The sequence below is a fragment of the Bradyrhizobium sp. Kon56 genome, assembly GCF_055807635.1.
On record NZ_JBVVOU010000007.1, the window covers coordinates 39603 to 53603 of the forward strand.

General features: G+C 63.8%; 19 protein-coding genes. 5 read left to right on the top strand and 14 right to left on the bottom strand.

Going from position 1 to position 14001, the window contains the following annotated elements:
- Positions 1 to 46 precede the first annotated feature (46 nt).
- A complete protein-coding gene (locus AC0L3B_RS13225; protein WP_166517615.1) occupies positions 47 to 220 on the bottom strand; it encodes a hypothetical protein in 174 nt (57 codons plus the stop codon).
- A 282-nt stretch (positions 221 to 502) separates the two neighbouring features.
- Complete coding sequence (locus AC0L3B_RS13230; RefSeq protein ID WP_026233168.1) at positions 503 to 976, bottom strand: hypothetical protein; 474 nt, start codon at positions 974 to 976, stop codon at positions 503 to 505.
- Between the two features lie 247 nt (positions 977 to 1223).
- Here AC0L3B_RS13230 and AC0L3B_RS13235 point away from each other — a divergent pair, with 247 nt between their 5' ends.
- Positions 1224 to 2879: a fumarate hydratase gene (locus tag AC0L3B_RS13235; RefSeq protein WP_018456404.1), complete on the top strand. Its 1656-nt coding sequence runs from the start codon at positions 1224 to 1226 to the stop codon at positions 2877 to 2879.
- A gap of 59 nt (positions 2880 to 2938) precedes the next feature.
- Here AC0L3B_RS13235 and AC0L3B_RS13240 read toward each other — a convergent pair whose 3' ends face one another.
- The 8 genes from AC0L3B_RS13240 to AC0L3B_RS13275 all read right to left on the bottom strand — a co-directional run bounded on the left by AC0L3B_RS13240 (position 2939) and on the right by AC0L3B_RS13275 (position 8340).
- The gene (locus tag AC0L3B_RS13240; RefSeq protein ID WP_473380503.1) at positions 2939 to 3148 is read right to left on the bottom strand and encodes a hypothetical protein; all 210 of its coding nucleotides are present in this window, start codon (positions 3146 to 3148) and stop codon (positions 2939 to 2941) included.
- 88 nt (positions 3149 to 3236) lie between these two features.
- Positions 3237 to 3989, bottom strand: a complete 753-nt coding sequence (locus tag AC0L3B_RS13245) for a DUF3616 domain-containing protein (RefSeq protein WP_473380504.1) — start codon at positions 3987 to 3989, stop codon at positions 3237 to 3239.
- An 87-nt stretch (positions 3990 to 4076) separates the two neighbouring features.
- Complete coding sequence (locus AC0L3B_RS13250) at positions 4077 to 4997, bottom strand: SH3 domain-containing protein (protein ID WP_473380505.1); 921 nt, start codon at positions 4995 to 4997, stop codon at positions 4077 to 4079.
- Positions 4998 to 5011: 14 nt separating this feature from the next.
- A complete protein-coding gene (locus AC0L3B_RS13255; RefSeq protein WP_085396038.1) occupies positions 5012 to 5308 on the bottom strand; it encodes a hypothetical protein in 297 nt (98 codons plus the stop codon).
- A gap of 104 nt (positions 5309 to 5412) precedes the next feature.
- Positions 5413 to 5967, bottom strand: coding sequence for an inner membrane-spanning protein YciB (locus AC0L3B_RS13260; protein ID WP_085349396.1), 555 nt, complete (start codon positions 5965 to 5967; stop codon positions 5413 to 5415).
- A 12-nt stretch (positions 5968 to 5979) separates the two neighbouring features.
- Positions 5980 to 6555, bottom strand: a complete 576-nt coding sequence (locus AC0L3B_RS13265) for a hypothetical protein (protein ID WP_085396039.1) — start codon at positions 6553 to 6555, stop codon at positions 5980 to 5982.
- A gap of 77 nt (positions 6556 to 6632) precedes the next feature.
- Entirely contained in the window at positions 6633 to 6902 is a 270-nt protein-coding gene (locus AC0L3B_RS13270; RefSeq protein WP_085396041.1) for a hypothetical protein, read from the bottom strand.
- 40 nt (positions 6903 to 6942) lie between these two features.
- Positions 6943 to 8340 carry a carotenoid oxygenase family protein gene (locus AC0L3B_RS13275; protein ID WP_473380506.1) on the bottom strand — a complete coding sequence of 466 codons (1398 nt, stop codon included), beginning with the start codon at positions 8338 to 8340 and terminating at the stop codon, positions 6943 to 6945.
- A 107-nt stretch (positions 8341 to 8447) separates the two neighbouring features.
- Between AC0L3B_RS13275 and AC0L3B_RS13280 the strand changes: the two genes are divergently transcribed.
- Positions 8448 to 9173 carry a TetR/AcrR family transcriptional regulator gene (locus AC0L3B_RS13280; protein ID WP_018456399.1) on the top strand — a complete coding sequence of 242 codons (726 nt, stop codon included), beginning with the start codon at positions 8448 to 8450 and terminating at the stop codon, positions 9171 to 9173.
- A gap of 18 nt (positions 9174 to 9191) precedes the next feature.
- Here the strand turns inward: AC0L3B_RS13280 and AC0L3B_RS13285 are convergent, their stop codons facing one another.
- Positions 9192 to 9812, bottom strand: a complete 621-nt coding sequence (locus AC0L3B_RS13285; protein WP_473380624.1) for a hypothetical protein — start codon at positions 9810 to 9812, stop codon at positions 9192 to 9194.
- A gap of 165 nt (positions 9813 to 9977) precedes the next feature.
- Here AC0L3B_RS13285 and AC0L3B_RS13290 point away from each other — a divergent pair, with 165 nt between their 5' ends.
- The gene (locus AC0L3B_RS13290) at positions 9978 to 10538 is read left to right on the top strand and encodes an SET domain-containing protein (RefSeq protein WP_085358931.1); all 561 of its coding nucleotides are present in this window, start codon (positions 9978 to 9980) and stop codon (positions 10536 to 10538) included.
- Between the two features lie 140 nt (positions 10539 to 10678).
- Here the strand turns inward: AC0L3B_RS13290 and AC0L3B_RS13295 are convergent, their stop codons facing one another.
- Both AC0L3B_RS13295 and AC0L3B_RS13300 read right to left on the bottom strand, forming a co-directional pair.
- Positions 10679 to 11077 carry a hypothetical protein gene (locus AC0L3B_RS13295; RefSeq protein WP_018456396.1) on the bottom strand — a complete coding sequence of 133 codons (399 nt, stop codon included), beginning with the start codon at positions 11075 to 11077 and terminating at the stop codon, positions 10679 to 10681.
- 38 nt (positions 11078 to 11115) lie between these two features.
- The gene (locus AC0L3B_RS13300; protein WP_026233166.1) at positions 11116 to 11346 is read right to left on the bottom strand and encodes a hypothetical protein; all 231 of its coding nucleotides are present in this window, start codon (positions 11344 to 11346) and stop codon (positions 11116 to 11118) included.
- Between the two features lie 101 nt (positions 11347 to 11447).
- Here AC0L3B_RS13300 and AC0L3B_RS13305 point away from each other — a divergent pair, with 101 nt between their 5' ends.
- Together AC0L3B_RS13305 and AC0L3B_RS13310 are read left to right on the top strand one after the other, a co-directional pair.
- Complete coding sequence (locus AC0L3B_RS13305) at positions 11448 to 12269, top strand: helix-turn-helix domain-containing protein (RefSeq protein ID WP_204511671.1); 822 nt, start codon at positions 11448 to 11450, stop codon at positions 12267 to 12269.
- Positions 12270 to 12309: 40 nt separating this feature from the next.
- Entirely contained in the window at positions 12310 to 13134 is an 825-nt protein-coding gene (locus AC0L3B_RS13310) for a helix-turn-helix domain-containing protein (RefSeq protein WP_473380507.1), read from the top strand.
- Here AC0L3B_RS13310 and AC0L3B_RS13315 read toward each other — a convergent pair.
- Positions 13122 to 13922 carry a thioesterase family protein gene (locus tag AC0L3B_RS13315; protein ID WP_085396044.1) on the bottom strand — a complete coding sequence of 267 codons (801 nt, stop codon included), beginning with the start codon at positions 13920 to 13922 and terminating at the stop codon, positions 13122 to 13124. The two genes, AC0L3B_RS13310 and AC0L3B_RS13315, sit on opposite strands and share 13 nt — an antisense overlap.
- Between the last annotated feature and the right edge of the window lie 79 nt (positions 13923 to 14001).

The following is a 14001-nucleotide window of genomic DNA, read 5'->3' on the forward strand; positions in this document are numbered from 1 at the left end:
AAAGCCCGATCGACCGGATCGGGCATTTCATCTTCGACACGGCTGATCAGGCGAGCTGATCGATCCGCGTACCCTGACCCGGCGGCAGCGGCGCAGGCGGCGGCGGCTTATAGGTCGGGTCGTTGTCCTTGGTCTTGGTCTGATCGTCCTGCTGCTTGGTCGTGTCGTAGCTCGGCACCACGATCGCGATCGGCGGCGGCGTAACGGTAGAAACGCTCATCCACAAATCCTCACATATGGAACAATTGACCCTGCGCCGCGAGACGCAAAATTTCCTTCAAGCCAATCGTTAAAATGCGAGGGATCCGGTGCGGTGGAGAGGCCGCTTTCGTGCCGCCACACGCGCTGCTTCCGCGAGAGGACAGACCTCTCCTCGTCATTGCGAGCGAAGCGAAGCAATCCAGTCTGTCTCCGCGGAGGGATTCTGGATTGCTTCGCTACGCTCGCAATGACGGTCTGTAGTGGGCGGTGTGCTGTCAGGCGCACACCGCGCGGGGACCGCCTATTCGTCCTTGCCGCGCGTGATCGCGATGGACGCATCCGTCTTGGTGCGGGCGCATTCCATGTTGAGACGCCGGTAACGCATGCTGATCTTGTCGCCGCGCAAGAGCCCCATCCGCTTCAGGCAGCGTGTCGCGCCCGTCGTCGTATCGTCCTTGGTCACGGTGAAGACGATCGCGGCCATCGACCCCACCAGCGCAAAGAACTCCGGCTTGGGCTTGCGATCGCCCTTGGCATAGAGCTCGATCGAATATTTGTCGCCACGGCAGGCCACGGACAATTCCTTGGCCGCCGGATGAGTCAGGTAGACGACGTTGGCGGCGCGGAAATTCACCTTGAGGCGATCGACCTGGTTCGCCAGCTCCTTGGCGCTGTCATCGCAGCGGTCCGCGCGGGCGGGCGAGGCGATGGTCACAAGGCCGGTGATGGCGGCGGCGACCAGGATCGCGCCGCGGACGTGCAAGTTCAATGTCATGATGAAAGGCCCCTTAGCGGGCGCATTCAACCGTCGTCGGGCGCGTAGCGCAAGGGGTGCACCCAGGGTCTTCACCGGCATCATGAGAGCTTGGTGTCCGCCGACAGCCGCCGAAAATAGGTCGCCGTGTCGCCGAATCGGGATGCCCCGACCGCACCAGAGCGCCTTCCCTTTGCAGCAAAAAAGCTTAGAACGCTTCTATGAAAGGGGCCCATGCGAGGGCTCCAAAACCCCGAGATTCCCGCCCATGAACGCTCCTACCGCCTTTCCCGATCCCGCAAAGCCCGTTCCGCCCTACAAGCACACGCCGCTGTTTCCGCTGGGCAAGGACGAGACGCCCTACAAGAAGGTCTCGTCCGAGGGCGTCAGGGTCGAGAAGGTTTTGGGGAAGGACATGCTGGTGGTGTCCCGCGACGCGCTGCGGGCCCTGTCGGAAGCGGCCTTTGGCGACATCAACCACTATCTGCGACCGGGTCATCTGAAGCAGCTCCGCGCGATCCTGGAGGATGGCGAGGCGAGCCCGAACGACAAGTTCGTCGCGCTGGACTTCCTCAAGAACGCCAACATCGCTGCAGGCGGCGTGCTGCCGATGTGCCAGGACACCGGCACCGCGATCATCATGGGCAAGAAGGGTTGCAACGTCATCACCGATGGTGACGACGAGGCGGCACTGTCGGAAGGCGCGCGCGATGCTTACCTGCGCCGCAATCTGCGCTACTCGCAGGTCGCGCCGCTGTCGATGTACGAGGAGAAGAACACCGCCAACAACATGCCGGCGCAGTGCGAGATCTACGCCGAAGGCGATGACGCCTACAAGTTTATGTTCATGGCGAAGGGCGGTGGCTCCGCCAACAAGAGCTTCCTGTTCCAGGCGACGCCCTCGGTGCTGACCAAGGACCGGCTGCTCGCCTTCCTGAAGGAGAAGGTGTTGACGCTGGGCACCGCGGCGTGCCCGCCCTATCACCTCGCGATCGTCATCGGCGGCACCTCGGCCGAGCTCTGCATGAAGACGGTGAAGCTGGCGTCGGCTCGCTATCTCGACGCGCTGCCGACCCACGGCTCGCCCGACGGCAACGCGTTTCGCGATCTCGAGATGGAGCAGGAAATTCTGAAGATGACGCAGTCGCTCGGCGTCGGCGCGCAGTTCGGTGGAAAATATTTCTGCCACGACGTCCGCGTGATCCGCATGCCGCGTCATGGCGCCTCGCTCCCGATCGGGCTCGGCGTGTCCTGCTCGGCCGATCGCCAGGTGCTCGGCAAGATCACCAGGGAGGGCGTCTATCTCGAAGAGCTCGAGCACAACCCGGCGCAGTATCTGCCCGAGGTCGAGCAGTCGCTCGGCGGCGAGGTCGTCAAGATCGACCTCAACCAGCCGATGAAGGATATCCTTGCCACGTTCTCGAAGTACCCGACCAAGACGCGGGTATCGATGACCGGCACCATGATCGTCGCGCGCGATTCCGCGCATGCCAAGCTGCGCGAGCGGCTCGACAAGGGCGAGCCGCTGCCGGACTATTTCAAGAACCATCCGGTCTATTACGCGGGCCCGGCCAAGACGCCCGAGGGCTATGCCTCCGGTGCGTTCGGCCCGACCACTGCGGGCCGTATGGATTCCTTTGTCGATCAGTTCCAGGCCGCCGGCGGCTCGATGGTGATGGTCGCCAAGGGCAACCGCGCGCCAGCCGTGCGTGAGGCCTGCAAGAAATATGGCGGCTTCTATCTCGGCTCCATCGGCGGCGCCGCGGCGAATCTTGCCGAGCACTGCATCAAGAAAGTCGAGGTGCTCGAATATCCCGAGCTCGGCATGGAAGCGATTTGGCGCATCGAGGTCGTCGACTTCCCGGCGTTCATCATCATCGACGACAAGGGCAATGACTTCTTCAAAGAGTTGAATCTCGGCTAGCCAGGTCCTGCGTCCTTCCGCCGGTTCTTGGACCGGCGGAGGATTTACGCAGCCTGCGCTCAGCGCTTTATGCTGAACGATACAGCGCCGCCATTTTCCACGCTGTCGAACATGACGAGGGCGCGAATGCTGGCTGAGTCTTCCTCGAGGGGAAGTAGAATCTCCGCTTTGGCGTCCGCTGTGACGGTGCTGAGGTCGAGCGTTGCCAACGGCTTTGCCGTCTTGCTGCTGCCGTCCCACAACCAAATTGTATAGGAAAACCTTTTCATTCCGCGTCGGGCCTGCGAGAATCAAGATGCCGTCGTTCACCGCGGCAAGGTCCCGGATCCCGGTATTTTCCCCGAGTTCTAACGGGATCTAGTCCAGCTTGAGGTCGTCGGCCTTTGTGAACAGTGCTCCCGCATCGACGCTGAGCACATAGGCTTGCTTGTCGAGCGACGGTCCTCGCAGCCCGAAGTACATGCGTCCGTTCCTGACCGCGATCCCTTCGATATCAACGCCGCCCTCCGCAAGAGGCTTGTTGAATTTCGCTTTTACATATTTGTCGTTTTCAATAACCTCGCGCATCCGCGGGCTCGCCTCCACGCCATCGACCTTCTTAGCGTTGGGTTCGGTCTTGGGAATACCGTTTTGCGGATCCACAGCGATCCGAAACACGACGTAGCTCGACAGGTTCTCCTTGTCTTTCTTGCGGCTGCGGCCGTGCGAGCCGGTCACATAGAAGAAACCCTTTTCGTAGGCGACGCCTTCGGCATCGGGATCCTTGTCTTCATCGGAAAGCCGGATGAGCTTCCGTGGAACGAGGACGTTTCCTTCGATCGAGAAGAACTGCGCGTATTTCTTCTCATCATTGGCAATCAGGCACGACGTGAATTTTGGTGTCGTCGGCACGCACGCCGCGCCGCTCAGATTCATGCGCGGCTGATCCTCGAACTTGTCGTCCTTGTCTTCCTTCTCAAAGATCGAGGCAGGCTTCCAGGCAGTCGCCTCCGGCGAAATCTTCGGCGGCAACGGTTCGCCGCGGCCGGCCGACGCCGTAGCTGCCAGCACAATGCAAACGAAGGTGGCGGTCAGTGATCGATGAAATGAAAGCGTGTCGTTGTGCGGCATTTTTCCCTCCCGCGTGCAATGCTTAACTACAACCCTGAATTGTTAAGAAGGCAAGGGCGGCGACTGTCGCGGAGCGGGATTTTCTCGTCAGCTACAATTCGTGACCTGGTTGGAGCACAGCCCGCGCCACCAGCCGCGGACGCCGTCCTGGCTCTCGACCAAGCCCCAGAGGCCGCTGCAGGCAAAGATGTGCTTCGGTCCGCCGTCGGTGTCGATCGCGCCGCCGAGCTCGCGCTGGGCGGGCGTCCATTTCGCATCGACGAAGGGTGCTTGGAACAGGCCGCCCATGCGTGTCGCGCCATTGGCGTAGGACGCGCCGACCTTGTTGGAGGCGACCCAGCCGCGTCCGGCATAGGGCTTTGGCGCGCTGCGCGGATATTTCTTGTCGTCCTCGTAGTCCTTGCCCGGCGGCTTGGCGCCTTCGATCAGAAACCAGCCGTTCTTGAAGCCGATGATGCGGAATTCGGTAAGCCAGCCGCCATCCGGCGTATTCTCGCTGCCGCCGAGCTTGAGCCGGTAGGGCGGCGGAAGCGTGCCGAGCACACGCGCCTTGATCGATGGTTCGGCACGCACGTTGAGGCCATCAGGATCCTTGTCGACGGACCATGCGCCGAAATCGCAGGGCTCGGTACCGTCGGGAAGCGTTGAGCGCCTGGCGGCGAGATCGGCATGCAGCTTTGCGAAGTCGGTGTCGTCGTTGTCAGAATCGGGCCCGCTACGCGGCTTCAATTCGGCCGAGATTGCGCGCGTCGCATCCGGCGTCAGCGCGACCACGAGAACCTGGCGCGTGGCGAACACGCTTGCAGGTGACTTCGGATCGTTCGACGAGATCGGATAGACGGCGAGGTAGCCCGTCGGCCCTTCGGTTCGATAGGCCGTGCCGGCGACATAGCCGGCCGGTAGCATGGCGAGCGCGCTTGCCCGCCACGCCGGTTCGGCGTCGTCCGCGCTAGCCGCTTGTGTCGCGACACACAGGATCGTCGCCGCGATGAGACCGAGCGCGCGCACCGTTGCCGCGCGGCTTAGGCGCGCGTGCCGGTGAACGGGAAGCTGCCCATCGGGCCGATGCCCATCTCACCGCTCATGCTGTCGCCGGAGACGGTTCCGATGAATTCGAGCGTCAAGGGCATCGGATTGGTGATCGAGACCTTCCAGTTGACGGCATCGCCGCTGACGGTGCCATCGAAAATCTCGGCTGTATCGCCTTCCGCGCCCTGCGTCCCCGTGAGCGTGCCGCCGGCAGCCGCCAGGCTCAGCGTCGCCTTGCGCTCGCCCATGGGGGTCGTCAGGGTCAGAGTCCAGTTGCCGTCGACGGCCATTCGCGTCTCCCAAGATCCCGGCGGACCGCGACGATCCGCGGGCCAGTCCCGGCCGAGCGTATAGCGCAACTCGCCGCTCGCGCCTAACGCTCCGTTGGAGGCATTTAGGCGCGGGCGGCGGCGCGTCGTCGGCTGGTGACGATGAGGCGAAGCACGACGTATTGCACGGCGAAGGCGAGGATCTTGGCGCCGCCCGCGACCACCGTGATGTAGAACGCCCACAGCTTCAGATCGCCTGTGGAGGCGACGGCGATCATGCCGGCGCCGATTACGAACATCAGCGCGGCCCAGGCATAACCTGCAGCCGTCACATATTCCGGAACGGTCTCGACGACAATCGGCGGCATGTAGCGCAGCATCCAGCCCCGCTTGAGCATGATGGCGCCGATCGCGAAATGCGCGATCGAGGGCTTTGCGAGCATGAAGCGGGGATCGTTGGTCAGCAGCGTGACCGTGCCGAGCACGACGACGAGCGCGACGCTCGCATAGGTCATGTAATTGAGCTGCTGCCCCTTGACGCGCGCGTAGATCACCTGCGCGATCGCTCCGGCAATCGCCACCGACGTTGCCAGGACGACGTTGTCGGTGATGATGTAGATGACCAGGAAGACGATGGCAGAGAAGAGGTCGGAGGCGAGGCGGGCGAATACGTCCTTCATCGTCGATCCTGTTCAGCGGGAGTTGGACATTGGGCTGGCCGGCGCACCGTACTTGATTTGCCGATATTCGGGATACCATTTGGTGAAATAGATCGCGCTGTTGCGGGCGGCGAAGGCGACCGCAAGGCTCGACCAGAGCGGCAGGCCGGGGACATAGAGCAGCACGAGATTGGCGGCCGCCATCAGCAGCGCAGCCGCGGTCCAAGCGCCCGTGATGACGTAATTGGCATAGAGAAAGCCGGGCATTGCCGCGGTCTCGGCCGGCACGGATTCGACCGCGTATTGCAGCGTGAAGGGACGCCGGACCAGCATCGAGCCGAGCGAGATGACGAAGATGCCGATGTCGACCGACAGCTTGACACCGAGCGTGCCAAGCGCCGGGTCGAACAGCGCGAGGTGGAGGCCGATTGCGGCGAATAGCAGCGCCGAGCCCATAGCCAGGATCTTCAGCGAGCGACCGCGCACGACATCGATCGCCACGGTGGCCAGACAGGTTGCCGAGGCTACGAATACGCTGATCGTGGCAGACGTCATCAGCATCAGGAAAGTGAAGGCGCCGTAGGGCGCGAGGATCAGGAAAATCGCCATGGTTCGCCTCGGTCAGGCCTTATCTTTACGGTGTAAAGATCAATATGTCAGGAGCGAGGCGAGGTCAAGTAGAATCTTTACAGTGTCAAAATGACGTAAGCGACTTCCAAAAATTGGATTGCTGCAACGGCTTGGTCGGCCATCTCATCAATGAAGCCGGCCCGGGACAGGTGCGGCAGCACAGGTAACGCACAGGCGATCGAGAGGACGAAGGCGAGCAAGATACCGCCGTTGAAGATGGTTTGGCCGCTCCGCCGCGGCCGGATCATCGGGAGCGTGATCCCGGCGCAGATCGGGAACAGGATCAGGACAGCGAGGCGGTCCGCGGTGATCGAGGGCATATGCATGAGAGACCTTTTGGTGACATCAGCGATGTCGAGAGGAGAGCTACCGCGCGCCGACCCAATTGCCGTGAAAACCGTCGGGCACGCGATGGCCGAGCTGCACCAGCGCGACGGGGCCGGCCTCGACATCCTTGGCATTGAACACGGCGAGGTCGCTGCGGTTTTCCCGCGCGCGCCAGACCACCGCCAGCAGCCAGCCGTCGCCTTCCGCCGCATCTTTCGACCGCTCGACGAAGACCGGGTCGGAGATGGTGTCGCCGGCCGGCAGCAGATAATGGCCGAGGCGCGTTCCATTGCCATCGACATGGACGACGCCGGACAGCGCGCCGAACATCGGCAGCTTCGGATTGGCGCAGGCGTACCAGCCGTGACGGCTCTTCAATCCGGCGCGGCGGTCGTCGATGCGCGGGAATTCGCCGGTAAGATCGTCGAGATAGGTCTGCTGGAAGCGGTCGGTCTTCCCGGCAAGATCGAAGGTCCAGCGGGAGTGGCGAGCGAAGGATTTCTCGGGATTGGTGGGCGTGCCGTCGGGATGCGTAAATAGTGGTGCTTCCTCGAACTGCATGACGTCCGCGATGATGCGGTCACCGTCCTCCCAAGCATTCATGACGTGGAAGACGTAGCAGGCTTCAGCACGAAACCAGACGATGTCCTTCGCGCTGCCCTTGCGCTTGATCACGCCGACATAGGCGCCCTTGTCCGGTTCCCAGGCATAGGGCGGCCGCCCGCTGATCGCGCGCTCCATGCTGCCGGTGACGGGCAGGATCGGAAACAGCACGTGGTTCTCGGTGACGATGAAGTCGTGCACCATGCTTGCATAGGGCGCCTCGAAACGTTCGAAGCGCGTCGCCTTGCCGGACGCGTCGATCGAGCCGTAGGAGAGGGCAGGCGTCAGCGGACCCGCGGCGTTGTAGCCGAAGAACACCAGCTCGCCGGTGACGGGATCGATCTTCGGGTGCGCGGTGAAGCTGCCGGCGACACGGCCCTGATAATTGTGATAGCCGCGGGTTGCGAGCGTGCCCGGATCGATCTCAGTCGGCAGATGGGCTTCTTCCAGCGCAAGCAGCTTGCCGGCATGGAAGATGATGTTGGTGTTGGCGACGCCGCCGTCGGTGAGGTCTTGCGGCGCATCCGGCAGCTTGCGGCCGAAGCCCCCGAACAACGCGCGGCCGGCATCGTGCTCGGCCAGCCATTTCGGCGTACGGACCCAGCGATTGCGATGGCTGGCGCGGCCGTTCTCGAGGTGAAAGGCGTGCAGCATGCCGTCGCCGACGAACCAGTGCGCGCCGGGCGAGTCGAACTGCGGATTGGGGCCGTTGCGATAGAGCGTGCCGTTCAGTTCGCGCGGCAATTCACCGATGATTTTCAGGAAGGGCGCGTCGGCCTCGAACGGAATCGGACCGAGGTTGTGGCGGCGTTCGGCAACGGCGTCCTGCTGCACGGCGTATCCCTTCCTTATCTTTACATCGTAAAGATCAAATAGCCGTACGAGGGGTTTTGGTCAAGTGAAATCTTTACACTGTCAATATTGCGTCCTATAGCTGGCCCATGGGCAAGAGTGAGATCAGGACAGAAACCGCGCGCGGTGCGCGTACTTCAAAGAAGGCGAGCGCGCCGGCGCGTCCCGCGCGACGACCGGCGAGCGTCAAGTCCGAGGCGCCCTATCACCACGGCGCGCTGCGCGAGGCGCTGCTCCAGGCCGCCGAACGGGTGCTGGAGCGTGACGGGCTCGCCGGCCTGACATTGCGCGCGGTGGCGCGCGAGGCGGGCGTCTCGCATGCCGCGCCCACCCATCATTTCGGTGACCTCACCGGGCTTCTCAGCGAGCTCGCGGCGGTCGGCTTCCGCCAGTTCAATGCGGCGATGGCGTCGTCCTCTGACACCGCCACCACCCCGCTTGAGCACGCGCTGGCGCGGCCGAAAGCCTATGTTGCCTATGCCCAGGCTCATCCCGGCATGTACGGCATCATGTTCCGCACCGAGCGCCTCGACTATTCCAGGCCGTCGCTGCACGAGGCCGCCGAGGCGTCCTTTGCGGGACTCGCCAATGCCGTCGGCATGATGCGGCAGGAGCAGATCCGCGGCGACGCGCTGACGCTCAATCAGGGCGCTGCGATCGCGCGCGCCTGGTCGATGGTGCACGGTTTTACGATGCTGCTGCTCGATGGACGGCTCGAGGATATTCTGGGGCGTTTGCCCGAGGGCACGACTCCCGAACGCCTGCTCGAGGCCATGCTGATGTCGCCCGTGACGGGGAAGCCGCCGGGCCCCTGATCGATTGCCGGCGAGCGCCTAGCGCATCGTCGCGGGCTCGACCGCGCGGCCGCGTGCGCCTATGATCTTCACCTCGTCCTTGCCGCAGGTAAAGCTGCGGGCGAACTCGTCCGCGGCCTTGCGCGCGAGCTCATTGGCGTTCGGGTTGGCGATCGCGTCGACATAGGCGACGTGGCAGACGGGGCCGGGTGGCAGCCGGGTCACGATGAGCATGGCCTTGGTGTTCGGCCGCCCGTGCTTGTCGGGATCGGTGCCATCGGCGATGTGCCAGCGCTGGATCATCGCAAACGGCTTGGCCCCAGCGGTGCGCCATTCGACGGTGGTTTCGGACGAGTTGAACGGAGCGAACCAGACTTTAGCCGCCGGTTCCTCGGCCGCGGCCTCGCGATTGCGGCCGACGGAGACGATTTCGCGAAGATCGTCTTCGGCGATCAGGACCACGAGGCCATCCTTGCCCTTGCAGACCCGCGTGGTGCTGCCGTCGAGCTCGCTGGGCTTTCCGATCTGGCCGCAATCCTTCGGGGCCGTCGAGGTATATTGGCTGCCCACGGATCGGGCGTCGGCGCGGTCGAGACCACTGCACATCAGCAACATGGCCAAGAGCAATATGGCCAAGCCTGCGGTGGTGATGCGGAACATGACGACGCCTTTGATCGAGTGGGAACTCCGTACCATCAGACGTCTTGATTGTGGGCAAGGTTCAAACGGGGTCAACAGACACCTGACAGCGGCGCGGAATCGTTCTAGAAGAGCGGCTTCGCTTGGGCTCTTTCAGCCTCGTTCGCGTCCTCGTTTTTCGTGATCATGCCAGCCACCTCGTCCAACAAACCTTATCGCGTCGGCCGCTCGAAAACCGGGCTCGGCCTCTTCGCCACCAAGCCGATCAAGAAGGGCACCCGGATCATCCGTTATTACGGACCGATCCTGGACTCCCGGATTCCCGAGCACGACGACATCGAGAACAAATACCTGTTCGAGCTCAACGGTCGCTGGACCATTGACGGCTCCGTGCGCAAGAACCTCGCGCGCTACATCAACCATTCGTGCAGGCCCAACGCCGAATCCGACGTGCGGCCGCGCGAGCGCAAGGTTTTCATCCGCGCCATCAAGAACATCGAGCCGGGCGACGAGATCAATTACGACTACGGCACCGATTATTTCAAAGCCTACCTGAAGCCGATCGGCTGCAAGTGCGAATCTTGCGAGAAGAAGCGCAAGAAGCTGCGCGCCGAGGCGCGGGCCGAACGCGCCAAGGTGAAGGCGCGCGCGGAGCGCAAAGCCGAGAAGGCGAGCGTGAAGTCCGCCAAAAAGAAGAAGCTTAATGGTCATGCCGTCGGCAAGGCGAAGGGCCGCGCGCGGGCCTAGCCTGAGTTCGAGCTTCTGGGATAACTGTCATGCCCCGCGAAAGCGGGGCATTCAGTACGCCGCAGCTCCGTATGCGACGACTACCTCTGGAATACTGGGTCGCCCGGTCCAGCCGGGCAACGAGCGCGAGTGATGTGGCCTCAGGCAGCCAGCACACTCCCGCTCCTGCGCAATCCCACATATTGCAGTTCGGCAAACACGCCGGTCGCGATCGCCTGCGCCACGACCATGAGCTCGCCGGCAAGGTTCGGCGACACCGCGCCCGAGAGCAGCAGCGCAATGCTGCCGACGGTCCAGGCCGCGTTGCCGACCACGACCAGCAGCACGAGCGGCTTTGCCACGGAGGCGCGTGAGGCGAGCCAGCCGACCAGCGCCGTGTAGGCGATCAGGAACAGGCCGGTCTCGCGCAGCAGCGCTTCGGGTAGGTTGAACAGCGAGGCGAACGCGCTGGCGCCGAACGTGAAACCGAGAGCGGCCACGCCGCTGAAGATCGCGTCGGCAAGAAGCGCGCGGCGAAGGAAGGTGGATGCGTCGATCATCGTGGGTCTCCATGGTTGGGGTGGGCTCGAGGTGAAACTCAGTGCAATCCACGCCACCAGGCGCGGAGCAGGCGGGCGAGGCGGAACGGGCAGAGGCTCCTGCCGACGCTGTGCTCGAAGGCCGTGACCTGCGCGACGACGTAGTCGCCGGTCGAATGCACCAGCGGCTCCGGCATGTTGAGGCTGCGCGCCAGCATCCGGGTTGCGAGCGCCATGGCCCAGGGAACTAGCTGGTCTGTGACGGTCCGGTAGAGCAGCAATGCGATCATGGTCGTCTCCTGTTGCGACCCAAGATGCGCCGGCCCGAGCCCCAATTCGATTACCTCCGACGTAATGGAAGGGCCGAAATCTGCGTGCTAGGTTTTCGACCATGAACGCACATGCATCCACCGCACAGGCCGAACGCAGCCAGCCGGTCCATATCGGCGACCATTTGCGCGAATGGCGGCAGCGCCGCCGCATGAGCCAGCTCGATCTCGCCGGTGAGGCCGAAATCTCGGCGCGGCATTTGAGCTTCGTCGAGACCGGCCGCGCCGCGCCCTCGCGCGACATGGTGCTCAGACTCGCCGAACGTCTCGACGTGCCACTGCGCGAACGCAACGTGCTGCTGGTCGCCGCCGGCTATGCCCCGGCCTTTCCGCAACGCACGCTGGAGGATCCCGCCTTGAAATCAGCCCGCCAGGCGATCGACCTCGTCCTCAGGGCGCATGAGCCGAATCCGGCGCTGGCCTATGACCGGCACTGGAATCTGGTCTCCGCCAACCGCATGCTGGCGCCGCTGCTCGCCGGCATCCCGCAGCGGCTGCTCGGTCAGCCCTTCAACGTGCTGAGGCTTGCCTTCCATCCCGAGGCGCTGGCGCCGCGCACGGTCAATCTCGCGGAATGGTGCGGACATCTCCTGGAGCGGCTGCACCGGCAATGCGAGGCCACGGCCGATCCCGAGCTGATCAAGCTGTATAACGACTTGAAGAGTTATCCGATCCCGGCGCGCGCGGCGCCGCTGTCGAGCGACAATGTCGCGATCCCCTTCAAGCTGCGCCACGAGGGGGAGATACTAAGTTTCTTCTCCACCACCATGGTATTCGGTACGCCCGTCGACATCACGCTGTCGGAGCTGGCTCTGGAAACCTTCTTCCCGGCCGACGAGCGCACTGCCGAGCGGCTGAAGCAGATGGCGGCTGGCTTGCAGTAGTGCCGTTTACAGGAGGCGGTGACGCTCGCATAATCCGCGGATGGACACACGCTCGTCCCGGCCATTACGGTCGGCCAATCCGGTCGGCGACCTTTTGCGCCGCTGGCGCATGCGCCGTGCATTGAGCCAGGCGGAGCTGGCGTTCGAGGCCGGCATTTCGATCAAGCATCTGAGCTATGTCGAGACCGGCAACTCGGCGGCAAGCCGGGAGATCCTCCTGCAGCTCGCGACCGCCCTCGGTTTGTCGCTGCGTGATCGCAATGCGCTGCTGGAGGCCGGGGGTTTCGCGCGACTATACGGCGAGCGCGATCTTTCAGCGCCGGAGCTTGCCGACGCGCGGCGCGCGATCGATCTTCTGCTCCGGCGGCACGAACCGTTTCCCGCGATCGCGACCGATCGGCGCTGGAACGTGATGGAGGCCAACTGCGCCGCGTCGCGGCTGATGACGATGCTGCTTGGGCAAGAACGCATGCAGCGGCCGCTCAATCACATGCGCATGTTCCTCGCGCCGGACGAGCTCAAGCCGTTCGTCGAGAATTGGCCCATCGTCGCGACCGCGTTGTTGTCGCGTGCGCGGCACGAAGCGATGGCTGCACCGCTCGACGAGGCCCTGCAATCGACGTGGCGCGAATTGACGCGGCTGCCGGAGCTTCCCGCACTCAGGATCGAGGACAACGTCGCGCCGGGGCCGCTCTGCGAAGTGCGCTTACGAAAGGGCGACGCCCGCATCGGTCTGATCGGTGCGGTGCTGACGCTCGGGACCCCGCAAGACGTGACGCTTCAGGAGCTTCGCGTTGAAATGTTCATGCCGGCGGATGCCGTGTCCGAGGCCACTCTGATCGCGCTTGCGGCTCAGGAGGCCTGAGCTCGCTCGGCGTCGCGGCGCTCAAAGCTCATGGCTTGCATCACCTCCGCAAACGGACCTTTGAGATCGCTCAGTGTCGCCATGGTCAGGCCCGCGCCGTTGGTGCCGACGCGCGTGGCGGCGCGGATCAGGATCCATTCGCTCTCCGGCGGTCGGAAGAAGTAGAGGCTGATCTCGGGATTGATAAAGGTCCAGTTGCGCATGTCGACGATCTGCGCAACGCCGCTCGAAAAGTCCGCGGCCTGCACCGCTTGGAGCAGTGGTGTGTTCGGTTCGCCCTCGACCAGGGGTGCATCAAGTCGCATCCAGGCGGCGGCCGGGCCGGGCTTCTCCAGCGCGCCCTCGATCAGCCGCACCGACACGTTCTGGAAATACCGGCTCCATTTCTGCGCGAAGGCCGCCGGTGCTGCGCCTGTCTCAGGCGTCTTGTCGATAGTCGCGGGCCTGGCGAAGGGATCGACGGGCGATTCTCCGCTCGGCGCCGTCAAGAGCGCCGTGCAACGGCCGATCTCGGTCTCTCCGTCCATCAGCCGCACCTGGGCGGTCTTGGCCTTGCGGCCGTCGCGCAACAATTCGGTGGTGGTCTGGAAGACGCGCAGGCCCGCCGGTCGCCACAGGTCGAAGGTCAGGCGCCGCACCGCGAAGCCGGATTCGGTGGCGAGACGGTCGATGTCGCGGGTCATCAGGGCGGTGGTGGCGCTTCCCTGCAACATGTCAGGCGACCACGGGCCGCCGGCATGCTCCGTAGCCCGGAACTGCTGGCCTTCCGGCTTGAAAATAGCGGTCATCGCGGTTTCCCCTCGTGCTTGATCGTGGCCGCGAGTATCGGGTCGGGTGAGGCCTGTCACAATAACCGCAGAGGTGAAG